This is a genomic window from Niallia yueguangensis, from assembly GCF_052663115.1.
In genome coordinates this window covers 61,034-85,881 of the sequence record NZ_JBQTCX010000001.1, presented here as the reverse complement: position 1 = coordinate 85,881, position 24,848 = coordinate 61,034, and the positions used below count along the sequence as shown (strand labels likewise).

The window sequence follows — 24,848 nt, the reverse complement described above, 5'->3', positions numbered from 1 at the left end:
TCAACCATGTTTATCATTTTATTCAAAAACAACAAACTTTTGAAAACAGCCTTAACTTTTCAATATAACAATTGTAAATGTTATTTGCTTTTACTTTACCCTTGAGTCATCTAAGCGAATTTCAGCAACTTTACCACTATTGATACACCAAAATTCTAATGTTATTCCTTGTTTGTGATCAATATAGCCGATTATGTCTACACCTTGCTCATTACTCTTATAATAATTATGCCCATACAAAGTAAGAACCTTTTCTTTTGTATCACCTAATTTGATTCCTTTTGCAGTTTGCAGAGGGTTATCAAATGGTTTTTTGTCAGTACCAGTAATTATTAACCGCATAATGGAGCCTTTACCTTTACCAGAATGAAAAGACGCAGTTTCTAATCCACCTTTCCAATGATAATAATCATATAAGTCATTATCTTCTCTATCTAATGGTTTGCCATATTGTTTTATAAAACTGGTTTTATTTATGCTTTCATGTATTTTTACCCCACCAACAGATTCATTAGAAAGGTTTGTAGATTTTGTCAATTGTTCTGAATAGGTTGAAAAATACTTAAAAGCTATTACTCCTATTAATAAGAATATAAAAATTAAGGTAAGTCGTTTTTTGCTCATTTTCCCTCCTAATTTTTTAAATTGATAAATGTTCAACTCTCTCATAATCGATTGTTTTTATGTATTATCAAACCATTCGTTTGTTTTAATCGAATTTAACTATGAAGCCAACTAAGTGAATAAATATTCATTTCAAAAGCTCAGAAATAATGTCGGAACTACCAGGTAATAGTAATATAAGTGAGGAAATAATAATCAGTATTCCAAGAAAAAATAACAGGATAACTATTTTAACTGAAAAAGAAACATCTTTTTTTAATGCACCTGTTATGATAAGAACGATCCCAATAATGAACATTAAAATATACCAAACCCCCATTCCAATCCCCTCTTTTCTAGCGTCCTAGTATTATTATTTTTCAGGCAATACGTTGAGCAACTCATTCCTTTTATGGCATTAAACTTGTAGCTAACTCAATTAATAAAGCAAGTACACCTAAAACAATGGTTATTAAAGTGGAACAGAATACTATTCTACTAACCATCATGTTTTTTTCTGTCTTGAATAAATAATGATAGGCTAGATAAAACACTATGCCTAATAGAATGGAACCAATCCAACTAATTTGCCCCATTTTCATTACAAGCTTTTCCCAATCGAAAATCCAAAAGTAAAGAATAAATAGGTGAATAATAACTAAAGGTATTGAAATTATCGCAAAAAGGTTCTTTAACATAACTATTCCTCCAAAATAATCATTGTAAAAGGCTGTTTTCTCAAAGTTTGTTTACGTAAAAAAATGGAAGAAGAAGTACTCAGCAGCCTGAATACACGTAGACTCCTGTGGGAATGCGAGAAAGACGAGATCCCCACAACGAGGAGGCTCGACGCTCGCTAAACGGACGAAGTGTATTCAGGCTGCGCGTTTAAAAGCAACTATCTATACGAAAAGAGCGTTGTAAAAAGACTAAAAGATAAATAAATCCCTAGAAATAATCGTAATAACACAAGGTACAAAAAACAAAACAGCCAAGCCTTTATTTATTTTCCACTGTTTGATACCGAAGAGCGTACATGCACCAACAAAATATAACATGATTGATGAATCCTCCCAGTTATTCATTCTATTATTCTATTCCCGTTAATGCTTTTTTTGCTTTAGTTTCTGCTACATTATACGATTGCCAAGAGGAATCTCTTTTCGTTAATTCTTGTTTTTTTACGTTTAACAGCTGCTTTAAAGCATCATTCGTTGTATCTTTTTTATACAACTCAACTAATAATGGAACAGAAGCATCTGATAAATAGGACAAATATTGCAAATCTATATTACCGGTCTTTTCATACCGATGAATGTTTTGGCTAACTATCACTCGGTCCATGTTTATTACATTTAAACTACAATAATATAAAAGAGAAGTTAATAAGAAAATGCGGATAAGATTTAGTTTTTCCATCCAGATTTTTATAATGGTAAACGCAAAAATGACGGCTAATAATACTAAAAAGGAATGGGAAAACACTCGTAAATACGTATATCCATATGCTTCTTCATATAATGATAATCGCAAATGGGAAGATAACAGCATAACGAAACTGAACATAACCATCATCGACAAAAATACTTTTAATAACTTTGTTTTTATTGAGGTAAATGTATTCACACATATAATCATAAGAAAATTAATAACCGTAACAAACATTAATTCAAAAAAGCCTTTTTTTGCATACGTTGCATACGTATAGTCTTTTATTAATACATCATTAAAAAAATATCGGAATTGCACAATTGTAAATAATACATATAAAAAGTTGATCGATAAAATGATGGTCATTACAACGGTATGATCCCATGTACCGCTCTTGGTGATATTTTTTTCTGGAACAACAACGGATTTACGTCCAAATGTTTTTATACCAATAACAAATAAAACAAATAGAACAATTACTCTCGTTACGATCCAGACTTCTGTCATTTTGATCGATATGATATTTTCGATAATCGTTGTCATAAAAGAACTAAATTTTTCATCAGATGCACTTAACAACATCATAAGGATCGTTACAATCGGAAAAGCAATAATTAGGCCAAGCAAAACTTTTTTTGTTTTCACGTAAGTTCCTTGTTTTGTATTTTTGGTTGCTTTTTTTAGTAAAAACATCGATATTTTTTTTCCAAAAGTCATAAATTGTCTTATTTTCTTTCCTAAATAGATAAGAAACAAAGCAGAACTCCAGTCGATAAATTTTGGACTAGTGATAAGATTGGTATGAATAAACAGCAGGCAAAAAATGATAAGAAGGTTCAATCCGTAAAAAACTGGATTTGCAATAAACACATAACTTAACGTTAAAATCCAAATGCAAATAAACACATACATTCCTAACAACTTATGGGTCGTTTCTTTTCCTTTTACATAATAAAAATACACCCCATAAAAAAATACGATAAAAATACTTAAAGAGATTCCTATTGATCCTTTAAACAAAGTGACTTCTGCAATAATCGATAATATAAAGCAGGTAAATAAATAGAAGATATTTTTTTTATTCATTTTCTTTTAACTCCTTTGCATAGTAATTCTATATAGTTATCGGTAAATAGTATTTCTTTGTAGTTTATCATAGTAGTTATTCTAGGTAGATAAAACGACTTGTCAACATAGAATTTCTACATAGCAGACAGACAGAACAACTTAAACAGATCTTGTTGTTCCAAACCGAAATCCTAATATAGAAATAGGATATAAGAAAAAAGTTGCTGCTATACATAGTAATATAAAATCTGGTGTTAATAATGGTGCAAACACCTCAATTGGAATTATCCGAAATACAACCAGCATCATTAAAAGAAGATTTGGTGCCAATGATATGTAAAATGTTTTTTTCAAAAGCCTTTTCCCGCCAAGTCCAAATTCCTTGCCTACCTCATATCCAAGCAGCAGCCAAAAAAATAGATAAAGGAGAATAATATAAAAAGGGATGCTCGTTAAAAAAGCCCACATCTTCTTTATGAACGGGAAAGAAAGATAATGATAAAAAATGGTTAAACAAATTCCTCCTATAAAAAAGAATAAATTACAGAAAAAAAAGATCCATTTTGTTTTGCTTGCAGTTACAGTTAATTCTTCTGCATATAATTGCGCTATTTCATCTGGAGTACCAAATTTATTCAGCACTATATTCATGGCATCTTTCTCTTCCAATCGCTGTTCTATGTAGATGTCTTCTAAAAGTTCGGATAAATGATGATCGTATTCTAATACTATTTCATATTGATTTACGTTGTTTTTTAACTTCTTCTGAAGCAGGTGTAAATACTCCTGTTTAGAAGCGATCATATTCCCTTTCTCCCAATTACTTTATCAATTGTTTGCACAAAATTTTTCCATTCACTTGTTTTTTGCAATAGAATCTCTTTCCCAATGTCTGTAATACGGTAATATTTTCGTGCAGGACCTCTCTCTGATTCCCGCCAAAAAGATTCTACATATTCTTGTTTTTCCAATTTATGCAACGCTGGGTATAGTGTCCCTTCTTTTACTTGCAAGGAATAATCGCTTCTTTTTTCCATTTCTTTTACAAGCTCATATCCATACATTTCTTTTTCCGCTAATAATTGTAGTAAAATCAACGAAGTGCTTCCTTTTACTAGCTCGCGATTAAACATTTTCTCACCTACCTAGAATATTAGTATACTGTAAATAGTCTAAACTTTTTATTTACTAAATGCAAGAAAAATCCAATTTATCTTATTAGACTAAGCCCAAGCTCCCTCTAAACCAAAACAAATCATACCAAAGTACCATTTATCTTAGGTTTCTCGAGGGAAAGGATAATCCTTTTTGACACTTAGAAATGTACACACCCCTTAGCTGGCGGGGATCTAGCACGGTCACTAGAAGAACACACCATAGGTTTTCAATTATGAGGAAAATTTGAAGTACCTTAATTTAATTCTGAAAGTAAAATTCTGTACAACTTATCATCATTTTCCTGTGGAGAACCCCGCCCATCTTTATTATTACTAATAAAATAAAGAGAGTTATCTTCAATTAGCACATCTCTAATCCTACCAAGGCCGGTTATAACTTTGCGATATTTACCTGTTTTCAGATCAAATTCTAAAATAGCAGATCCCCTTAATGCAGCAACGTACAATTTGTTATTATAATAGTCTATTCCGGAAGGTGCCCAAGTTGAATCATCTTTATTTCCAGAAGTAAATAACGGTGAGATCATCCCTTCTTGTTCCTCATGTCCTTCAATGATCGGCTTCATTTTACTTTGAGCTTTGAAACAGGTTTGACATGCTACTCCCTAAGATTGGATCTCCAAATATAAAGCTCTCGTCCATTAGGCTTAGAAAAATATCCATCTGTTGTTTTTAAATTAAATTCCTTCACATTTGCCTTCTTCCATTTCATCCATTTTGTTACTCTCTACCTGGTATAAATTTTTCAATCCAGTTACTGAAAAAACAAAAAGAATTATTAAAAACAAGGTAATCCACATCCAACCCTTATGCATTCTATAATATCCCTCCTCATAATCAACTACTTTTAATTGGTGATCTCATCTAATATTCATCCAACATTATTACTTTAAAAAATAAAAATTGAATTTGTCGATTTCCATATAACTTAAATGCAGGGGTTAATTATTAAAATTCCAGTAAATCCCCCAAATAAAGGAGATAGCCATGCTATAATCTTCATCATCCAATTAAAGTACAATAGAATACCAACTCCAATCATTAGTAAACCGCCTATTATCATAAAAAGCTTGCTATTTCTTTTTAAAAACTTCATTTTATTAATAAAAAAGGTCATGATGATGAAAGGAATAGAGAATCCTAAAGTATAGAACATCATATAAAGAAGTCCTTTTCCTGGGTCTGTGACACCTAAGGCAATTACACCTGCAAGGATAGGCCCTGTACACGGAGTCCATCCAGCTGCAAAACCCATACCGATTAGTATAGAACCTGCATAACCCGAAGGTCTCTTTTGAAATTGGATTTTTTTATCCAAAAGTAAAAAGGAAAATTTAAGTACACCTGTAAGAACTAAACCAAAAAACACCATTAAAATAGCGCCTATTTGTCTTAAAAAATCATGATACTCACCAAAAAAGGTTCCAATGAAAGACGTTGATAACCCTAAGGCTAAGAAAATAATAGAAAACCCTATTAAAAACAGGATGGTATGGATAAAAGCATTTCTTCTAAAAATTCCTCGTTCTGTCTCCAAGTCATTGATGGATAATCCAGTAATATACGAAAGGAAAGCTGGATACAAAGGCAGAGTACACGGGGACATAAACGATAAAAATCCGGCACCAAATGCTAAGAATACGTTCAACTGTTCCACTAATAAACACCTAGCATTTTCATGGTTTTATTAACTCCATGTAGTTTTTTATATCGCTTTCAGTCATAGTACCAGTTATAACCCTTAGAACCTTTCCATTTTTATCGATTAAAAATGTAGTCGGGATTGGCGTAATATCATAAGCTTCGGTAACTGCTCGATCTTTATCTTTTAGAACGGGAAATGAAAGATTATGTCTTTTTACAAAAGCTTCAATGGCAACATCACTTTCCGCAACATTAATAGCTAATATTTCTACACCAAGATTTTTATAGTGATTGTATTGTTTTTCCATATAAGGCATCTCCCTCTGGCATGGTTCACACCATGTTCCCCAGAAATTCAAAAAAACCCCTTTCCCTTTTAAGTCTGATAGTTGTACTTTATTTCCTCTCATATCTTCAAGCACAAAATCCGATGCTTGATCTCCTGCCTGAACTCGAATTTTTTCAGTGAAAAAATTCTGATAAAGCGTGTAAGTTATAGCTGAAATCATAACGAGTAATAGACTCAAGCGAATAATTAATCTAGCCTTTTTGTTTTTCATCTGAACCTCCTTTTTTTATTGATGTATTCAGTAAACTAGTTAGCAATTTAGTATTAAATTTGGCAATGAAAAACTAAATTTTTTAATCTGCTATGCACGATGGTTTTTATTAATAAAATTGTTGGCGAAATACTTTCTATTTTTCTTTGCAACAAATGTCAAATTAAGCGTAAGAATGTAAACCGGCAATGATTAGGTTAACAAAAATTAAGTTAAAAATAATTATCCCAAAACCAATGACCCCAAGCCATGCAGATTTCTCACCATGCCAGCCCTTAGAGAGCCGTAAATGTAAATATGCAGCATAAAATAACCATGTAATGAGAGCCCATACTTCCTTAGGATCCCATCCCCAAAAACGTGTCCAGGCAACTTGAGCCCAGATCATCGCAAAAACGAGTGCACCCAAAGTGAACACCGGAAATCCAATCGCAACCGATCTGTATCCAATTTCATCAACTAAATCAAGATTCAAGTTCTTCGTTAATGGCTGAAGAGCTGCAGAAATTCTTTTCCTTAAAATCTGTCTTAGTATTCCGTATAAAAATAAACCCGTAACTGCAGACCAGATCACTGTATTTAGTTTTCCAGCGGCAATAATAGCTGGCACCTCAATAAAAGCCTCCATCTTATCTTTTGTAAGTAATTCACCTTGATTAGGTCCTACAAGTGAAGGGAGATGATAAGTCATTTCAACCTCTTGATCATTTTTATCGACCCATGTATAGACAGATTCATAATCCAATCCTCTAAAAACACTTGTAATCACTACAAATGCAAGTGTTGCCACAATCGTGTACATGATAACCTCAAGCCAAAAAGTTTTCTTTGATTGTTTCGTCTGGTCAACAGAACGGATTAAATAAATGACACCTGCAATAAAACTACTAGCTAAAATAGCTGAACCTAGTGCCGTTGTCGTTACATGAATAGCAAGCCAGTCCGATTGCAATGCTGGTATTAATGGAGAAATATCTGTTGGGAACATGCTTGCATAAGAAATAATTAATAATGTAATAGGTAAAGTAAATAAACCTAAAATTGCCACTTTATATAAAAAATAAAGAATGACGAATGCTAATACAAACATCATAGAAAAAGCAGTTATAAACTCAAACATGTTGCTCACCGGTGCGTGTCCAGAAGCAATCCATCTGGTGATAAAATAACCAAGATGTGCAATGAAACCTAAAATGGTCGCACTTATTGCGACTGCAGCCCATTTACTTGGTTTTTCGTATTGTTTTCTCCTATCTCGAATTGCTCCACCAAAAAGAAATGTTGCAATTAAATATAGAAAGAATGCTGTATAAAGCAAGTTCCCACTAAAAACTACCATTCCTTATCCTCCTTCTATCAATTTTTTGTTTGATCGGTTAATTCTTGAAAGTTGGTTTCTTTTAAAATATTATTTATTTCATTTTGGATACCATACCAATTTTTATTTGTATGGGCTGCCATTAATATACCGTCATCATTTCGTCTGATCCATAATCGCCGGTGGTTCCAGTACATCCCTTGTATAACGCCAATCATAAAAATAGCTCCTCCTAATCCAAGAAACCATAACGTATTATCTTTACGAACTGTAAAGGCTGATAGATTTTTCGTTTCAGCGGTTTCAAATTTCATTCTTAATTGATTGTCTTCACTTCGTTCAATTGTTTCTTGAATAGCAACAAAGCTTTTATCTCCATCTGGTTTTTCAGGAGATATCATGTTAAAGACAAATGCCGGATTATCAGGAACTTGTGATCTTGTTGCAGGAAGACCTCGACTATTAAAATAGAAATTTGGAAAGTACTCCAAAAGTTCAACTTTATATCCCTCACCTAGATCATAATTCTTTTTTGGGTTTAACAAATCTACCGTAATTTGACCAAAACTTTCTTCTGTCTTTTTATTAACTAAGCTAAAAGTCATCTTATTTAGTTCATTTAATTTATAAGAAACCTGATAAACAGCATATGAATTATGTTTTAAAGGCTGGTTCACTTTGATTTGCTTATCTTTCACCTTTTTAAGATCAGGTTTGTCTCCATGAATTATTTCACCTTTTCGTTCATATAAGGTCACATTCGTTTGATAATTTTTAACGATATTTCCATCTCCAAGTCGTGAAATGGCATCTGCATATACTTTATCCTCTTGATCTTTTTGATAAGTTTCCATCATAAACTTGTCACTTTTTAGATAATACTTTCCATTTATTCCTGGAATAACACTTGTTTCACCATCACGAATCCAAAGGGTTTCGTCTACATACATCCCTGGTATAAATCGGAGCATTCCTCCAATAAGGAAAATAATAATGCCAACATGATTCACATATGGTCCCCATCTTGAAAATCGATTTTTCTCAGCCATAAAGTTGCCATTTTCTTCTCGAATATGGTAATGTCTTTTCTTTAATTTAGATATTACCGAATCTAACTGTTCATCAAGATTCTTTGTTACTCTTGTTTCATTGAAAAGACGTTGTCTACGTATAAAACTATCATGACGTGTAACCCCTTGATTTTTTAAAGAATGATACAGTGGAATAACTCGGTCCAAACTTGCGATAACAAGTGACATTCCTAGAGCAGCCAGTAGTAGAAAATACCACCATGATCCATATAAATTGTTAAAACCTAATTGGTAAAATATTTGGCCGAATAAGCCATATTCATCTCGATAAAATTCTTCGGGTACAACATTTTGGGGAATATACATCTGCTGAGGAAAAATTGTTCCAATCGCAGAACCTATTAAAATAAGAATAATAATCCATATTCCTACTTTAACAGATGAAAAAAAGTTCCAAATTTTATCGATTGTTGTCTTTTTATACGTTTGTGAACGTCTTGCACTTCCTTCATAACGCATATCAAATGACTTTTCCCTATTTCCATCGACTTGTTTCCCGCAGGATTCACAAAGAATTGTTCCGAATGGGTTAACATGACCGCATTCGCAATTTACAAGTTTCATTATTAAAAACTCCCTATGTTAAATCTATTCGATATATTTTGGTGAATAGTATTTTTAATAACACCTTCAGCAGCTTTCACTAAGGTAGACTTGAATAAACATCGATTATAAGACGTAGGATCTTCTACTCTTGCCCCTAATTCAATTAGCTGACCATATGTGTGAAAAATTTTTTAGCGCCAACTAAGTATTAACTGCCTATTAACTCTATTGTAAAATAACATGATGCCCTTTTTCCTGCAATATTTGTGATAATTATTTCCTTCATTAAAGTTACACATTTACTTTACACTTTAAAGTTGACTTTAAGTCAAGTGATATCAAAATGATTTTTAAAATTGTTTAGCATATGTACTTTAAACGTTGTTATTCTTCTACTTAAAAGTAATGGTTAGCAACTATTCAACCTGAAGAACCTTATGGATATTTTTTTCAGAAATTATAGTACAGCTCTGAAGTAAAATGTTCTCATGACTCAAAAAGTGTTTTTTACTTTTAGAGGCATGGGGTTATTTTTCGCGGGGAGCTAGGCGTATACGCTGGATACGGACTAAGGCCGCTAAGTTATCCACAACTCTGTTTCGTTTATAATTTCCTGGTATACAATAAAAAACCCCATAAATCCCTTGCTTTAAAGTCGACTTTAAAGATTAAACTTTTATTAACCTGTCTAGAGAGGAGGAATAAGGTACCAGCAAAATATATTTTGTATAATTTTCAACCGTCAACAAAATAGTCATAACATCAGAAAAAACATCGGAGGCATTTAAATTGAAAAAAAAATCTATCATTATGCTTATAACAATGGTTTTGGGCTTGGTTTTATCCACGACCAGCATTGGCGTTGCGGCTAAAAATCAATACACGCCGGACATGTCCAATGGAGCAGACAACTTTTACAAGAGCAACAAGGTAACCATGCAGAAGGTTAAGTTTAAAAATCAATACAACATGAATGTTGTAGGGAATCTTTTTATTCCTAAAGGTTTGAAGAAGAACACTAAAAATCCCGCGATCATTGTCGGGCATCCTATGGGCGCAGTAAAAGAACAAAGTGCAAATCTGTATGCCACTAAAATGGCTGAACGGGGATTCGTTACTTTGTCCTTGGATTTGTCTTTCTGGGGAGAGAGTGAGGGTCAGCCTCGCAACGCTGTTTCGCCGGATATCTATGCCGAGGATTTCAGTGCTGCGGTGGATTTCCTAGGAACCCGGAAGTTTGTTGACAGAAATCGGATTGGTGTTATCGGGGTTTGTGGCAGCGGAAGCTTTGCCATCAGTGCAGCCAAGATCGACCCGCGCTTGAAAGCCATTGCGACAGTTAGTATGTACGACATGGGTGCCGCCAACCGTAACGGGCTTAAACACTCGCAGACTCTCGAGCAGAGAAAGAAGATTCTCGAAGAGGCAGCGGAGCAACGCTATGTGGAGTTCACAGGCGGTAAAACCAAATACACCAGTGGGACAGTACATGAACTAAATGAAAACTCTAACGCCATTGAGCGTGAGTTTTATGATTTCTACCGCACTCCAAGAGGTGAATACACCCCTAAAGGTCAATCGCCAAAACTTACAACGCACCCGACGCTTACTAGCAACGTCAAATTCATGAATTTTTACCCGTTCGAAGACATCGAGACGATTTCTCCTCGTCCAATGCTTTTCATCACGGGTGAAAACGCTCATTCCAGAGAGTTTAGCGAAGAAGCCTACAAGCTGGCGGGCAAACCGAAGGAACTCTACATTGTTCCGGGCACAGGTCATGTGGATCTGTACGACCGGGTGAATTTAATCCCCTTTGACAAGCTCGAATCCTTCTTCAAAAAAAATCTGAAGAAAAAATAAGGCTTGTGTTGAAGATCGTAGAGAACTTTGCTTGCCAATGGTACTTTGAGTGAGAACCGCTGTGTGAATCCCGTATATCTTGTCGGGATTCACATTTTTTTGTTAAGAAAACCCTAGGCTAGGCCTAGGGTTTTCTTAACAAAGTAAATAACTTATATTTTTTTCATAATTCATTTCCCTTTTAACTACTGGTATGTATATAAACGTTTTGAAAACTTAAACATCTACTTTCAGTTGGTTTCAGTTATGTTGACACTTCCTTAACAAGAAAAAAGCTAGGATTTTAGCTGGGGTATTTGGGACGTTTTCCTGTTTGTAGATCATTAATAGTTAAACCAAAATCCATCTGGAGGTGGGGATAATCTTTAAAGCCGGTCCAGTCTCCTCCCCATTGAAAGCCCAGCTCCTTTGCAATTTCTGCAACCTCAAACCAGTCTGATTGACCATTTCCATTCCCATCATATTCAGTGTCCCAGATCACATTACCGTTCTCAAGCTGAAGAGCAAAATCCACTGCAAGTCCAAAGTTATGATAGGATTCGCCTCCCTCCAAATAAGTAACTACTTTTCCGGGAGTCTTTCTGCCCTTGTCATAAAGCTTGTCTTGCTCCTCAAACGAGCGGTAATCATCTGTGATAAGGATTGTAATCCCTTTTTCTGCTGTTTTTTCTTTTAAAATCTCTACTTTCTCAGCTACAATTGGGAGTAGCTCAGTTGGCAGAGTCTCTGTATTTACTTCGTATTTAACATCGTCCGCAGAGCTGGAATATCCCCTAATAAATAGGAAAGATTGATAGACGATAAATACAAAAAGGAATAACAGAAATAATTTTAATAGTTTCTTCACTATTTGTTATCCTACTCCTTCTTAATTTTTTTCGATAAAATCTATTATTATTTTAACGTCAAAACGCCCCGGATGCTACCGGGACTTATTGTATCCTTCACGACTGATCTATTATTCTACTATGACTTTCGCTTCCATAGACGGATGGATTAAGCAATAATAGCTATAAGTGCCAGGTTAGTCAAACGTATAAATAAATGTCGAACCTCAACCAAACTCTTCGCTCTTGAACATATTATTCATTTCAAAGTTTTAGTGATAAAGAGATTCAAAGCATCACTTACGATCAAGCATGCTGGGTGAGCAAATCCCGTCACAGTAACGATTTTAAATTGTGTTTCATCACTTTTCTTCCGTTCCTTCCAAGTTCCTCCAGAAAAGAATTTTCATGACTAAGAAATTGCTAATGTTACCAAGGAATTTGTTTTTCATCTCTAAAAAACCTTCCGGAAGGTCCTTCAGGTCCAATCGTCGCTAACCAAAGGATAGACTCAGCAGCTTGCTTTGGCGTTCTCGGAGCCGATGGTCCACCCATATCTGAGCTTACCCATCCTGGATCAACTGCGTTTATTTTGATATCACCTTTGATTTCTGCAGCAACCAATCGCGTCAATCCATCTAGGGCAAGTTTAGACAACTTATAAGCCCCTACTCCTTGATAGGACATTTCACTCATCGCCCCATATTCTGAAGAAACATTAATAATTCTCCCATAGCCTTGCTTTTCCATGAGCGGAATAAAGGAACGGATGACATGGTAAGCACCGAAGAAATTAGTTGCCATCGTTTTCTCTAGAATAGACGGATCCATAGTCAATAACTTTTTATTCTCATCCAAATAAACTCCAGCATTATTTATCAATACGTCTAATCTTCCATACCGCTCATTTACTGTAATCGCAGCTTGACGGATGCTATCTTGATTGTCTACATCCATTGCCACAAACGAAACGTCAAGATCTGACTCCCTAATTTTTTGTGCAGCTTCATGACCCATTTCTGGATCCCGACTTGTCAAAATGACCGTAAAACCATTCAAAGCCAATTGTTTGACCAGCTCATATCCAATTCCTCGATTCCCGCCGGTGACAAGCGCAACTTGTTTATCGAGTGACATTTAACTCCTCCATTTCTCACCTAATAATAACCTTGACTATAGGCTAAGGTAACTTTTAGTTTTTTCGGCTTTTTAATTATGGTCAATATAAATATGAGTAAATTATTTTGTTTTTGTAAAAAAGTTCCTCCAAATCTCTTCCTTTAATCGACTTTTTCAATATGAACTGTGAAATCACCTTGAATATTTTCAAAGTTTTCTTTTCCTGATTCAATCTGACCTAGTATAATAAGATCATTTAAGGCATCCCCATTACCTTTATAAAATATAGCCAAATTTCCCCAAGGAGAATAATATGCAAAGTCTCCTTTTTTTGGTTGGTTTCCGGATTGGATATTATCTGCCGATAATTTTTTTTGTAAAATACTAATTTTCTCTTTACCTACAAAATCTTCAAATGTTATCGTTAACGGCAATTGAGCTAAAAAATCTCTACTTGCTGAATTATCATACATTTTCACAATTACTTCCTCTTTGTTAAATGTCAATTTGACTTTAACATCTCCCATATTATCTAAACCTCCATTATCCATTGTTGAATCCTCACTATTCTGTTTGTCCTGCTCATCGATTTTATCTATTTGTTCACCACTTGAATTTTTATTTGGAGTAACATCACCATTGTTTTCCCTCTCATTATTACTACTTCCGCAAGCTGTAAGAAACGTTGATATCGCCAATATAAACAAAAGTGTGAATTTAAACCGATTTCCCACTAATTCTCCTCCTTATTGATTCGTACAAATATTTTGAAAATAACATGAAGAATAACCAAAAATCTAGAAGTGATTATAAATGCTCTTATTGAACCTATTCCTGAAAAACCAGTTCAAAAATTCACTCACAGATAAAAATAGCATGGTGTCCGCAGCCACCCTTCGTTGACTGCAGACAAAAATCAAAAGTTTTTCATTTTGTTTATCATTGTCTTTTATTTACTTTGGAGATTCTTCTTCTAAAACCGATAGTGAAAATAAAAATTTATGGTCTAAGTTTACAACTAGTTAACTGTTATTTTCTGAACCATATCGTCATGACCATCTCCACAGAAGACAGTACATTTTATTGTATATTCTCCTGCTTTTTCTGGGGTCCAGGTGACTTTTTTTGTTTCTCCAGGTGCAATTTGCTCTTTTATATTTGTACCTTCAATTGTAAAACCATGAGAACTATCTTGTCCTTCGATAGAAAAGGTCACTGGCTCGCCTACTTTAAAAGTAGTTTTAGACAAGTCCCATTTCCAATTAGAAGCAACTATACTTACTTCTTCACCTGAACTTGCATTTGACGATGAATTGGAATCAGATGTTGTAGAGTCATCCATGTTGGTATGGTCCATGCCCTCCATGTTTTCCTGATTCGTGTTGTTGTCCGTATTATCCGCGCCCTGTTGTGATCCTCCGCATGCACTAAGAATGAAAATCAAAGCAATTAAACTAAGAAATAATAGATTTTTTCGTGTTTTCATTGTAGAATACCTCCTCAAATAATATCTTCTTTGTTATTGTAAAATGGAGGAGCTCCTTAACTAAAAAGGAGTTTAATTGTAGAGATTTTTCCTTATATAGAAGATTCCTCTCTCCATCTTTTTTATTACATTAACAGCTTCTATATATGATAAATAGCTTCTTTCACTTTCTTTTATTTAACTAGTAATTATCCTTAGATATATAAAGGGGGATACTAGTTTTTCTTGATAGAATAACTTTTTATAGCATTTTCAGGGCATTCTCAACTGAAGTCTCTCCACTAATCATATCAAAGGCTTTACCTATCGTACTGTTATTCTCCAGTGAAGCAACAATTGCTAATGCAACATCTTCGCGAGGAATTTGTCCATCTTCAAGGTCAACTGCCATTTTTACCTTCCCTGTTCCGGAATCATTAGACAGTCTCCCAGGACGGATAATCGTATAATCAAGACCACTCCTCTGTAACCAAGCATCTGCGTAATACTTAGCCGCACTATAATACGATGCACTTTTCAACCATTTTTTACGATGATGAACACCAATCGCACTAACAATGATGAAACGCTTCACCCCAGCTTGTTTAGCTGCTTCCATTGATTTAATGGCTCCATCCAAATCAATCATCATTGTTTTATCGGCTCCCGTATGACCACCTGAGCCAGCTGTGAATACAACTGCATCCACATCTTTTGCAACATTGGCTATATCATCGATGCTCCCTTCCAAATCAACGAGTACTGTTTTGACTCCTTGTTCTTCAAACTTTGCTGTTTGCTCTTCCTTTCGAACCATAGCAATAGTGTTATATTTATTTGTAGCTTGCAGCTTCTTTACAAGATGTTGGCCTATTTGGCCATTTGCTCCTATAACAAGTACATTCAATGATTTCTCTTCCTTTCCCCTTATTTTTCTGAGCATCAATTTGTTTATGCAAAATAGAAAATAACTGGATTTTCTAGCTTCTTATAATCTGCCTTTATATACTTCTTCCTCAAGACAGCCAATGCTTCTAAACTTCTAAACCTTATCAGTTTTTTGAACTGCTCTTTGTTCTTGTTTCTGAATAAATTTCAAAGCATAATGTGTTCCACAAATATAAATTCCCATAATCGCTAAGTGGTCAATTAAAAATCTTATAGTGGAATTATCATTAAACCCAAAACCAAATGGGCTATAAATCATTAGCTTCGAACCCATCTCTCTCTCGATGGAAGAATGTACCCCATAGATTACAATTAACACCGACAAAGTACGCAACGCAATGGTGCGAATACGGCTAGTGCTGGTAATTCCCGTCATTTTCCGTACTGAATTGATAATCATACTCCAAGAAAACCCTATGTGTACTGCCATGATGATGAATCCCCAATAGGCTGTCTGAACATGTAATTGCCGATAGATCATGTCATTATTTACTGGAATAAAAGGAAATATATCACTGGATATTAGTATTCCACATATCATCATCACAGTCATTACGACTAGAAAAAGCAAATTAAGTCCTATTTGCAGAATGCGACGTAGATTGTGTTTTCCCTTAAGTATCGTACTATACCAACGTCGATTTAAAAAATTGTGGACTATAAATAATACAAGTACCGACACACCAAGGAATTCATGGATTGTGTTTCCGGTAATATAGTAGGCAATTGTTATTAACATAAGAACTGTCATAACAATATCATTTACGAGTTTGAATACCATCTTTCGATTCAAAGAATTCTCCTCTTTCTATTTAGTTAATCATTGGATTTTTGTTCCAACAGTGATCCTATTTTAAGTAGACTTGCAAATATCCTTTAATCGCAGGTACGTGCACTAGCTATTATATTGCTCTAAATACATCTTCAAAAGAACGTCCTGAATTTTTTTCGCTTTTTTCTCATCATCAATTAAATTACTTTCTTTTTTCTTTACATCCTTCGAATCATTCATATGAGCAGATATCTCATTTACCTTCCAGTGCTCTGTAGGAATAGCTGCAATTGGGGTTTCCGTACTGCTGTTCTTTGATTGTGCAACTTTTCCTAAATCAAACTCTTTCATGTCATCATACGAATTCATAAATTCGTCCCTTTCCTGATTTGCGTGGCAGGAATAGCATCGTCCAATAGCTTGTCCGCCAATACCATCTTCCATCACTTCTCTGTCAGGAGTAAATGCCTGGAATTCCCATTCCCCAGTACGCTCCTCAGGCGAGTACTGGGAACCCCAGCCGGTACGCTTTTCCATCACTAAATAATGCTCAATCTCTCCATCTCGAAATCCTTCGAGAGTGATCACGGTGCCGCTCGGAAGCTCCTCTCCGTTCTGCACTGCTTCAATTGCTTCCCTACTATTTACATAGATGTTTTCATGAATATCTCCTCGATCGTAAGTCGTAAACACGATATGATCTTTAAGGTCAGGATATTTCACAAGATGAGCCCCAGATCCAATCTCAGCGTATTCCCCGGAATTAGCCCCAGAGGAGGTCTCCCCTTGTTGAGAATTGTCCGTTGTATCATCCATTGAATTGTCCATTGTATTATTTTCATTGTTGTTGCAAGCAGTAAGGGTGAGGGACAGCAGCAATATAAGTATCAGAATGAATCGTTTTTTCATATTCTTTTCCTCCAAGTTTCGTTTTATTGTCTCGTTATTTACCACAATTGGACTTCTATCTTGCTTCTATTCCAAGTTAAAATCGCTGTTTTTACACCGTAAAGTAATTATTAAATGAAAATTATATGCTTTATATTTGGATAATCATCTCCTCCTTCATTAAGGTTATGCATTCACTTTACACTTTAAAGTTGACTTGAAGTCAAACGATATCAAAATGTTTTTTAATTTTTTAGCTTATATATCTTGAACGTTGTTTTTTTCTCCTTTACAAAACGATGGTTCAAACTAATGATCAATATAATGAAAATTGGACTTACAAAAAATAAGTGAACAGTATGAACAGTTATTTCAATTATTTTGATGGTATACTTGGCGATAAAAAAAAATTAAACAAAACGTAAAAATAGTGATTTAACTATTGAATCTACATTCTAACCACTTCTAAAAAATAAAAATGTATCCAACTAAAGCGATAAATATGCTTAGTTGAATACATTTTTTTGCACATGGAAAACTTATTTAAATATCCAGTTCAAATGTAACAGTGACACTTCCTCTGCCAAGCGCATTTGCTAATCCTGTCGCATCTTCAGTATAGCCTAATCTCGTATAACTATAAGGAGTAGAGAAACTTTCATAAAATAGAACAAAACAATCCGAACCATATAAATTCAAATCTCCAGCATTGATACTTCCTACTCGCTCACTATTCGTAGGTAACGAATGACTGAAATAATACAATTTCTCATTTCTGTTCAGGTCATCCATTTTAACCGTCATAGGTAATTCTTTAACAAGAGCTCGGGTAGTTGGGTTATCGTACAAAGTAATAGTGAATTTTTCATCTCCAACTGTAATTGTCATACTACTCATCGCATCATTTCCTTCCCTTTCATTTGATTCTGAAATAGATGAATTATCTGTCTCTCCCATAGAGTTATCTTGCGCTACCTCATTATCAGTCTGATTATTATTTAATGAATCAGAGGATAATTCTGAATTAGAGTTCGACTCTGGCTTATTAGAATCATTAGGTTTAGTGTTACTACAACCACTTAATACTACAAATATTACACATAATAAAAACATATAAAATATTCTTTTTCTTCTCATATTTCCTCCTCTTTATTTATTCATAAAGAATAATCAGTCATCCAGTAAATGAAGAATACTGATTAGAAAACTGTTATAGATTGTTGAATGAATACCTTATCTAGAAAGTTGTTTTATAGGACTATACATGTAGTTCCTTAACATAATAAATACCAAACTTAATACCAGCGATAATAATCCCACTAATACGACGTATTGTGTACCTAATTCTGAAATAAATAATCCACCTACAGCTGTTCCAATTGTTGTTCCTAAGTTAACGGATGATAAAAATAATCCATTAGCGAAATCAGGAGCTTCTGGAGCTGCAGATGTCATCCAATATTGATTAATATTAACTGCTATACCAGCCAATATCCCCCAAACTAAAGTAATGATAGCCATAGGAAAAGTAAATTGTCCTAATAAGAATAATAGGATGTAAACGGCTCCCAAAGCAAAAGGAAAAGATACAACAGATTTAATGGCATCTTTAGTAAGTAACTTCCCTGCCACAATGTTTCCAATAATATTTGCTCCCCCGAATATGAATAACATTAAACTAATTGCTTTCCCAGAGGTATTCGTAACGGTTTTAAGATACTCAGCAAGATAACTATACACCCCAAATACTGCTGAATTTAGTAAAATGACAGCAACAATGGAAAGCCAAGTAATTGGTTTTTTTAATACGCTTACCTGTGCTCCGTAAGAAAGTCTTTCTTTAACAGGCATAGAAGGGAAAAATACTAATGTAGCAATAAATACTATTGCGTTCACGATAGCAAAAAACGCCATGGATATTTGAAACGAAACTATACTTGCCAGAAAACTGGCGATTGGTACACCAAGTACCATACCCGCAGATACTCCAATAAAAACTTTTGAAACAGCTTTTGGAGCTTCTTCCTTGCGAACTGAGTTAGCAGCTATTGTAAAAGCTGCTGAAAAATAAATAGGATGAAAAATGGCCGGAATCACACGCGCAATTATTGCAATGGTATAGTTAGATGTATATATAGAAAAAATGTTTCCAATAACAAAAATACCAAGTACAAATAACATCGCCTTCTTGCGATTTATCCCCGAAAATAATAACGGCATAGTTGGACCAGATATTGAAACAGTAAGTGCGAATAGACTTACCAGCCACCCGGCCTTAGTTACACTGATATGAAATTGATCAGCAATGTAGGGTAATATCCCTATAACCCCCATTTCAGTATTTATGATCCCGAAAGCCCCTATGGTTAATATAAATATGAGTAAATTATTTTGTTTTTGCAAAAAAGTTCCTCCAAATCTCTACCTTTAAACTCGTTTATTATTTATTCTAGCGTGTTTTTTGTATATATCCTATTACTTATATCTTATATTAAGATATGCTTGATGAGCATATCTTAAATATATATACTAAAACATTATATAGGAGGAGTGTTATATGGAATTTAGGGTATTGCGATATTTTCTTACTGTTGCAAGAGAAGGAAGCATAACGGCTGCAGCTAATTTTTTGCATGTTACACAGCCAACCTTGTCAAGACAATTAAAAGACCTTGAACAAGAGTTAGGAAAAAAACTATTTATTCGCAGTAGTCATAGTATCATTCTTACAGAAGAAGGAATGTTCTTGCGAAAGAGAGCAGAAGATATAGTTGGTATGGTCGATAAATTAGAGGTAGAATTTAGTTCAATGGAAGAAACAATAGGTGGTGATGTCTATATAGGTGGTGGGGAAACAGACTCTATGAGACAGATTGCACGGGTAGTAAAAGATTTACAGTTAAGTTATCCAAATATCCGGTATCACCTCTACAGCGGAAACGAAGACGATGTGACTGAAAGACTTGACAAGGGATTACTTGACTTTGGTATTTTAATTCAACCAGCTGATATATCAAAATACAATTATATCAATGTCCCAACCAAAGATGTTTGGGGCGTTGTTATGAGAAAGGACAGTCCTCTTGCTTTCAAAGATACCATTCAAGCAGTGGATTTATTAAATGTTCCGCTAATCTGTTCACGACAGGCTATTAAACAGACATTTTCTAAAAATGAATTTGCGGATTGGTTTGGTGAAGATTTTGATAAATTAAATGTCGTGACTACATACAATCTTGCATATAATGCTGCCATTATGGTGGAAGAGGGCATTGGTTATGCAGTAGTCCTTGATAAAATAGTGAATACGTCTAGTGATAGTAAGCTTTGTTTTAGACCGCTGGAGCCAAGACTTGAATCTGGCTTAAATATTGTTTGGAAAAAGCACCAGGTTTTTTCCGCTGCTGCGGATATGTTTTTGAAAGAAATTCAGGTGAAATTTTCAAAATGTTTATCAGATATATAGGATTCATCTCTAGAATAAGCACTATTTTAGATTTTCTAATTTGAGAGTCATTAAGCATTCTTTCAAAGAGTGCTTTTTTATTTTCCAATAACCTGAGTCCTTATCGATACAGAACTCAGGTTGTATCATTTGCTTTTTTAATTAAGGACTACTAAACAGGAGTGCACTTGATCTAGCATTAACGATTAAAATTGTAATTCATCCTTATTAGAGAAAAATAGTTATTCGTAGAGGATGACTATTCAAATTCGAAATTGATGAGTTCAAACTATTAGGCTTCTTTGTGAGAGGTTTATTGTTTGAACAAAATTTTTGCCGTTACAGCGCCATCTTAGCGGACGGGAAGCGGCTTAAGTTCTGGGTTCAATGCATGAGCCATGTAATCCTTCGCACTTTGCTCAAGCTGCTCGTCGGACAGTTGATTCACTCGGTACAATATATAAGGTGTTAAAAAGCTTGTGCCAATCATGTTACTGGTTGCCTGTAGAGGTCGCAGTAGCTCTGGGACGGTGTATTTAAAATTGCCGTCTAGTGAATAGCTTTCTTTAGCGGCGCCTATAGAAACGGCAATCAGCAGCTCTTTCCCGTACAGCTTGTTCCCATTGCTTCCAAAAGCCCAGCCGTATGAAAAGACGACATCCTCCCATTTTTTTAAGAGTGAAGGCGTACTGTACCAGTAGAAAGGAAATTGTATAACGATACGATCGTGCTTCTCCAATAACCTTTGCTCGGCTGCGACATCGATCTTCTCATCGGAGTAAGTCTCATAAACTCGGTGAACGGTCACGCTATTTTGCTTCTCCATTTCTTCTGTCAAGAGTCGATTAACACGAGAAGCAGTTAAGTTAGGGTGAAAAACAAGAACAAGAGTTTTCATTTTATTATCTCTCCTTAAAGAATAATTTGTTTTTCAATTTGATTTATTTAAAACTAACATGAAACCTATATACTGGATAAGGTATTGATACCCCGTTCAAGCGCTTTTTTAATAATTGATTTAATTGTAGATAAGCTGATTTTCCTAAACGAAAAAATCGGCTTTTAGTTGTAGTGAATGACTTTATTAATGACTACATCCATTAGATAACTTGCTTCGTTGGGCGAATCAAGATTTCGCTTACCGCTACAGTTTTAGGTGTGCTAATCGCATAAGCTACTGCATCGGCGATATCACTTGATTTCAAAGAAAGACCTTCTTCATTCTTACTCATAAGATCCTTTACCCACTCTCGATTTTCAGGATCATTAATTGTTGTATAAAGTTCTGTGCTTACAGCCCCAGGTGAAATGATAGTTGACCGAATATTATTTTCTCTTTCTTCCTGGCGCAATCCCTCCATAATCGCTCTAACTGCAAACTTAGTCCCACAGTATACAGCAGACCCTGGATAAACAACATGTCCAGCTACGGAATCAGTTGAAATAATGTGACCAGATTGTTGTTGCTTCATAATAGGTAAAACCGCCGCAATTCCATTTAAAACACCCATAATGTTAATATCTAACATTTGACGCCATTCATCAAAGCGAGTTTCTGAAAGTGGAGCAGTTGGCATAACTCCAGCGTTGTTGTAGAGTACATCCACACGACCATATTTTTCAACAGCTAAGTCTACAACTGCTTGAACTTCTTCTTTATTCGATACGTCGGCAACCGCGTATGAAATTTCAGCGTTTGGTAAAGATTTAACAAGGGCTTTCAAGCGATCTTCCCTGCGAGCAGCAATCACTAATTTTGCTCCTTCTTGCGCAAGTTTCTTGGCAGTTGCTTCACCAATCCCACTTGATGCACCCATAATAATAACAACTTTTCCTTCAATATTTGTCATCATAAGTTCCTCCTAATGATTATTACAAACACACTCTACTCCTTAAAGTCGACTTCAAGTCAAGTGTTATACAAAATTTTTCACCTTAAATGCTTTGGAGTGTCATTCATTCTACTGAGAAACCACATGTATAGTCCTAAAAGAGAGCTTTTATCATAAAGAATTAATAAAAAAAGCTGTTTAATAGTCTATAAAACAGCTTTTTTTATTAATTACACCTTGCTTTAAAGCTAACTTTAACACTTAAACTATTGTTACAATTTTTACATATATTTTTTAAATTAAGAATTTTAAGAAATTAAATGAGGTCGTTTACGAAAGAGTATAACAACAAATAACAGGTGCTAGTAGTAGCGCTAATAAAAATAATACGATTTCTCTTGTAAAGAAGGAAATGATCCATAAGAAGTATTTATACAGGTTAGAGAAATAAAAAATAAGTGAACAGAAATAAGGTGAAAAATTATGTTAAAACAAAAACTTATAATTCGACTTCCGCAAGGCCTTCATGCTATACACACAGCTTTATTTGTGCGTGAAGTTTTTTCTTTTAAAAGCGAGGTATTTCTTGCTAAAAATGGAATTTCTGCAAATGGAAAAAGCATAATGAAGGTGATGGATTTAGCAGTTAAAGAAGGTGATGAAATTACCTTACTGGTAGATGGAGTCGATGAGCAAATTGCAATGGAGACCTTAAAAAAATTTCTTTTAAACATGCATACATAAGAATTAACACCCCTAGAAATAATATAAAAAGCAGAAAGACCTACAAAGTAAATTAAAAAAACTCTAATTCTTCATTTTCACAAAATAAATTTTAGCATCTTAAAATTTCCAAATATACCTATAACAAAGAAAAGGGGCTTTCCAATAAGTCGATTTCTCGGCTATTGGATGTCCCTTTTCATGTTCAAGAATGCTGATATATCAACGATCTTTGTTTTCAATTTTTAATAGATTTGCCGTTTTAGGACAGCCATTAATAATATCACAGCAAAAAATTAAGGGTTTATAAAATCACCTATGAAACATCAGAGTTGCGTAGATTCATTTTCCAAAAGATAATATCGTTACTCTATAAATGATTTTAGGTAGTGAATATTTTGTTTTTAATACACTTTAAAATGACATATTCATATTATCTTTTCTCGTATTTCTTTTCTAATTCATCGAAATACTGCATTCTCTCTTTGATTTTTACAACAGCTTTATCTAAGTCTTTTTGTTTCTCCATCATTTTCTGTTTATATTTTCCAAGTATCTGTTTACGTTTCAATTCTGTACATCCCCCTTCTTTTGTTAATTCGACAATCTCACGTAATTCTGAAAGACTGATATCCGTTTTCCTTAAACAAATAATAAGTTCTATCCATGATAAATCTTTTTCGTCAAACATACGATTTCCATTATTATCTCTTTTTATGAAAGGTAGAAGCCCCTCTTGTTCATAATAGCGCAGTGTATGTGCAGGTAACCCTACCTTTTCAGCAGCTTCCTTTATATAAAATAGCATTGTATCTTCCCCCTTATTTTTTATTCTCCTTTCATTACAACTTCATGTACTAATAGCAATAATTGTTTTTTAATTTTTAACTTAATGATCTTTCCCCCTTGATAAAGAATGCCCATATTAGAAACCAAATGAATTACCTCTCCTCATAAGAAAAGCGTGAGCGCCTTGCTCAGCCCCGAAGAAAAATGTTCACATGACCTCAAAAAGTGCTTTTTACTTTTAGAGGCATGGGGTTATTTTTCACAGGGGCTAGGCGCTGGAGCTAGACACTCATCTAAGTTCAAAAATTTTATACTTATCTTTTGAAATATAAAGCAGAGATGAAGACTTGATCAGTGACTTAAATCTTTATCCATCTGGACAAATTTAATCATTTCACCTGCAAAAGCATCGGTTGCCCTCTCACCTGTATCCCTTCCTTTCCTTACTATTAGCTATATATTTTGTTCTTTCATGATTATAAACTTTAAAGTTTGCATTAAAGCAACCCGTAGTATTAAATAAATTTTTTATCTTCTCTAAATCAAATTGATGATTATTTAGCTTTTATCAGACAGTAAAAATATGTTAAGAAAAAAGATCAAATTTTTTTAAAAATTCTCTTGCTTTAAAGTCTACTTTAAGGATTAAACTGTTTTTATCACTGCTTAAATACATTAAAAATAATGGGTTGATGTGATTTCTTCAGTGAACTTATTATTTTTATTAAGAAAGGATTG

The 24,848-nt window shown here is 34.3% G+C and carries 26 protein-coding genes and 1 pseudogene; 3 read left to right on the top strand and 24 right to left on the bottom strand.

What is annotated here, in order from left to right; genetic code table 11:
* Nucleotides 1-90: 90 nt before the first annotated feature.
* The 12 genes and pseudogenes from ACTYA4_RS00425 to resB all read right to left on the bottom strand — a co-directional run bounded on the left by ACTYA4_RS00425 (nt 91) and on the right by resB (nt 9,457).
* On the bottom strand, nt 91-624 hold the full coding sequence (locus ACTYA4_RS00425) for a hypothetical protein (protein WP_443479563.1): 534 nt from the start codon (nt 622-624) through the stop codon (nt 91-93).
* A 127-nt stretch (nt 625-751) separates the two neighbouring features.
* The gene (locus ACTYA4_RS00420; protein WP_443479562.1) at nt 752-943 is read right to left on the bottom strand and encodes a hypothetical protein; all 192 of its coding nucleotides are present in this window, start codon (nt 941-943) and stop codon (nt 752-754) included.
* Between the two features lie 70 nt (nt 944-1,013).
* Complete coding sequence (locus tag ACTYA4_RS00415) at nt 1,014-1,301, bottom strand: hypothetical protein (RefSeq protein ID WP_443479561.1); 288 nt, start codon at nt 1,299-1,301, stop codon at nt 1,014-1,016.
* A gap of 391 nt (nt 1,302-1,692) precedes the next feature.
* Nucleotides 1,693-3,120, bottom strand: coding sequence for a DUF4153 domain-containing protein (locus ACTYA4_RS00410; RefSeq protein ID WP_443479560.1), 1,428 nt, complete (start codon nt 3,118-3,120; stop codon nt 1,693-1,695).
* A gap of 141 nt (nt 3,121-3,261) precedes the next feature.
* A complete protein-coding gene (locus ACTYA4_RS00405; RefSeq protein WP_443479559.1) occupies nt 3,262-3,906 on the bottom strand; it encodes a hypothetical protein in 645 nt (214 codons plus the stop codon).
* Nucleotides 3,903-4,235, bottom strand: a complete 333-nt coding sequence (locus ACTYA4_RS00400; protein WP_443479558.1) for a PadR family transcriptional regulator — start codon at nt 4,233-4,235, stop codon at nt 3,903-3,905. The genes ACTYA4_RS00405 and ACTYA4_RS00400 overlap by 4 nt, the downstream gene beginning before the upstream one ends.
* 278 nt (nt 4,236-4,513) lie before the next feature.
* Nucleotides 4,514-4,840 (bottom strand): annotated as a pseudogene (locus ACTYA4_RS00395) (PQQ-dependent sugar dehydrogenase); the annotation flags it as partial.
* A gap of 117 nt (nt 4,841-4,957) precedes the next feature.
* Entirely contained in the window at nt 4,958-5,095 is a 138-nt protein-coding gene (locus tag ACTYA4_RS00390) for a hypothetical protein (RefSeq protein ID WP_443479557.1), read from the bottom strand.
* A gap of 113 nt (nt 5,096-5,208) precedes the next feature.
* Nucleotides 5,209-5,937 carry a cytochrome c biogenesis CcdA family protein gene (locus ACTYA4_RS00385; RefSeq protein ID WP_443479556.1) on the bottom strand — a complete coding sequence of 243 codons (729 nt, stop codon included), beginning with the start codon at nt 5,935-5,937 and terminating at the stop codon, nt 5,209-5,211.
* 19 nt (nt 5,938-5,956) lie between these two features.
* Nucleotides 5,957-6,484, bottom strand: coding sequence for a thiol-disulfide oxidoreductase ResA (gene resA / locus ACTYA4_RS00380; protein ID WP_443479555.1), 528 nt, complete (start codon nt 6,482-6,484; stop codon nt 5,957-5,959).
* Nucleotides 6,485-6,647: 163 nt separating this feature from the next.
* Nucleotides 6,648-7,823 carry a c-type cytochrome biogenesis protein CcsB gene (gene ccsB / locus ACTYA4_RS00375; RefSeq protein ID WP_443479554.1) on the bottom strand — a complete coding sequence of 392 codons (1,176 nt, stop codon included), beginning with the start codon at nt 7,821-7,823 and terminating at the stop codon, nt 6,648-6,650.
* A 17-nt stretch (nt 7,824-7,840) separates the two neighbouring features.
* A complete protein-coding gene (gene resB / locus ACTYA4_RS00370) occupies nt 7,841-9,457 on the bottom strand; it encodes a cytochrome c biogenesis protein ResB (RefSeq protein WP_443479553.1) in 1,617 nt (538 codons plus the stop codon).
* A gap of 771 nt (nt 9,458-10,228) precedes the next feature.
* On the opposite strand from resB, the gene ACTYA4_RS00365 reads away from it, so the two are divergent.
* Entirely contained in the window at nt 10,229-11,302 is a 1,074-nt protein-coding gene (locus ACTYA4_RS00365; RefSeq protein ID WP_443479552.1) for an alpha/beta hydrolase, read from the top strand.
* Nucleotides 11,303-11,585: 283 nt separating this feature from the next.
* On the opposite strand, the gene ACTYA4_RS00360 is transcribed toward ACTYA4_RS00365, so the two are convergent.
* The 9 genes from ACTYA4_RS00360 to ACTYA4_RS00320 all read right to left on the bottom strand — a co-directional run bounded on the left by ACTYA4_RS00360 (nt 11,586) and on the right by ACTYA4_RS00320 (nt 19,724).
* A complete protein-coding gene (locus ACTYA4_RS00360; RefSeq protein WP_443479551.1) occupies nt 11,586-12,149 on the bottom strand; it encodes a M15 family metallopeptidase in 564 nt (187 codons plus the stop codon).
* A gap of 409 nt (nt 12,150-12,558) precedes the next feature.
* Nucleotides 12,559-13,266 (bottom strand): SDR family oxidoreductase, encoded by a 708-nt coding sequence (locus tag ACTYA4_RS00355; protein ID WP_443479550.1) that lies wholly within the window; start codon nt 13,264-13,266, stop codon nt 12,559-12,561.
* Between the two features lie 143 nt (nt 13,267-13,409).
* Complete coding sequence (locus ACTYA4_RS00350) at nt 13,410-13,982, bottom strand: cyclophilin-like fold protein (protein ID WP_443479549.1); 573 nt, start codon at nt 13,980-13,982, stop codon at nt 13,410-13,412.
* 284 nt (nt 13,983-14,266) lie between these two features.
* On the bottom strand, nt 14,267-14,734 hold the full coding sequence (locus ACTYA4_RS00345; RefSeq protein WP_443479548.1) for a cupredoxin domain-containing protein: 468 nt from the start codon (nt 14,732-14,734) through the stop codon (nt 14,267-14,269).
* A gap of 241 nt (nt 14,735-14,975) precedes the next feature.
* Nucleotides 14,976-15,620: an SDR family oxidoreductase gene (locus ACTYA4_RS00340; RefSeq protein ID WP_443479547.1), complete on the bottom strand. Its 645-nt coding sequence runs from the start codon at nt 15,618-15,620 to the stop codon at nt 14,976-14,978.
* Nucleotides 15,621-15,755: 135 nt separating this feature from the next.
* Nucleotides 15,756-16,454: a DUF4405 domain-containing protein gene (locus ACTYA4_RS00335; protein ID WP_443479546.1), complete on the bottom strand. Its 699-nt coding sequence runs from the start codon at nt 16,452-16,454 to the stop codon at nt 15,756-15,758.
* Nucleotides 16,455-16,556: 102 nt separating this feature from the next.
* Complete coding sequence (locus ACTYA4_RS00330; protein WP_443479545.1) at nt 16,557-17,342, bottom strand: cytochrome P460 family protein; 786 nt, start codon at nt 17,340-17,342, stop codon at nt 16,557-16,559.
* Between the two features lie 522 nt (nt 17,343-17,864).
* The gene (locus ACTYA4_RS00325) at nt 17,865-18,458 is read right to left on the bottom strand and encodes a cyclophilin-like fold protein (RefSeq protein WP_443479544.1); all 594 of its coding nucleotides are present in this window, start codon (nt 18,456-18,458) and stop codon (nt 17,865-17,867) included.
* A gap of 96 nt (nt 18,459-18,554) precedes the next feature.
* A complete protein-coding gene (locus ACTYA4_RS00320; RefSeq protein ID WP_443479543.1) occupies nt 18,555-19,724 on the bottom strand; it encodes an MFS transporter in 1,170 nt (389 codons plus the stop codon).
* A 154-nt stretch (nt 19,725-19,878) separates the two neighbouring features.
* Between ACTYA4_RS00320 and ACTYA4_RS00315 the strand changes: the two genes are divergently transcribed.
* The gene (locus ACTYA4_RS00315; RefSeq protein WP_443479542.1) at nt 19,879-20,787 is read left to right on the top strand and encodes a LysR family transcriptional regulator; all 909 of its coding nucleotides are present in this window, start codon (nt 19,879-19,881) and stop codon (nt 20,785-20,787) included.
* 331 nt (nt 20,788-21,118) lie between these two features.
* On the opposite strand, the gene ACTYA4_RS00310 is transcribed toward ACTYA4_RS00315, so the two are convergent.
* Together ACTYA4_RS00310 and ACTYA4_RS00305 are read right to left on the bottom strand one after the other, a co-directional pair.
* Complete coding sequence (locus ACTYA4_RS00310) at nt 21,119-21,664, bottom strand: NAD(P)H-dependent oxidoreductase (protein ID WP_443479541.1); 546 nt, start codon at nt 21,662-21,664, stop codon at nt 21,119-21,121.
* 202 nt (nt 21,665-21,866) lie between these two features.
* Nucleotides 21,867-22,616, bottom strand: coding sequence for an SDR family oxidoreductase (locus ACTYA4_RS00305; RefSeq protein WP_443479797.1), 750 nt, complete (start codon nt 22,614-22,616; stop codon nt 21,867-21,869).
* Between the two features lie 465 nt (nt 22,617-23,081).
* On the opposite strand from ACTYA4_RS00305, the gene ACTYA4_RS00300 reads away from it, so the two are divergent.
* A complete protein-coding gene (locus ACTYA4_RS00300) occupies nt 23,082-23,342 on the top strand; it encodes an HPr family phosphocarrier protein (RefSeq protein WP_443479540.1) in 261 nt (86 codons plus the stop codon).
* Nucleotides 23,343-23,754: 412 nt separating this feature from the next.
* Here the strand turns inward: ACTYA4_RS00300 and ACTYA4_RS00295 are convergent, their stop codons facing one another.
* Nucleotides 23,755-24,129: a MerR family transcriptional regulator gene (locus ACTYA4_RS00295; RefSeq protein WP_443479539.1), complete on the bottom strand. Its 375-nt coding sequence runs from the start codon at nt 24,127-24,129 to the stop codon at nt 23,755-23,757.
* Nucleotides 24,130-24,848: the final 719 nt, after the last annotated feature.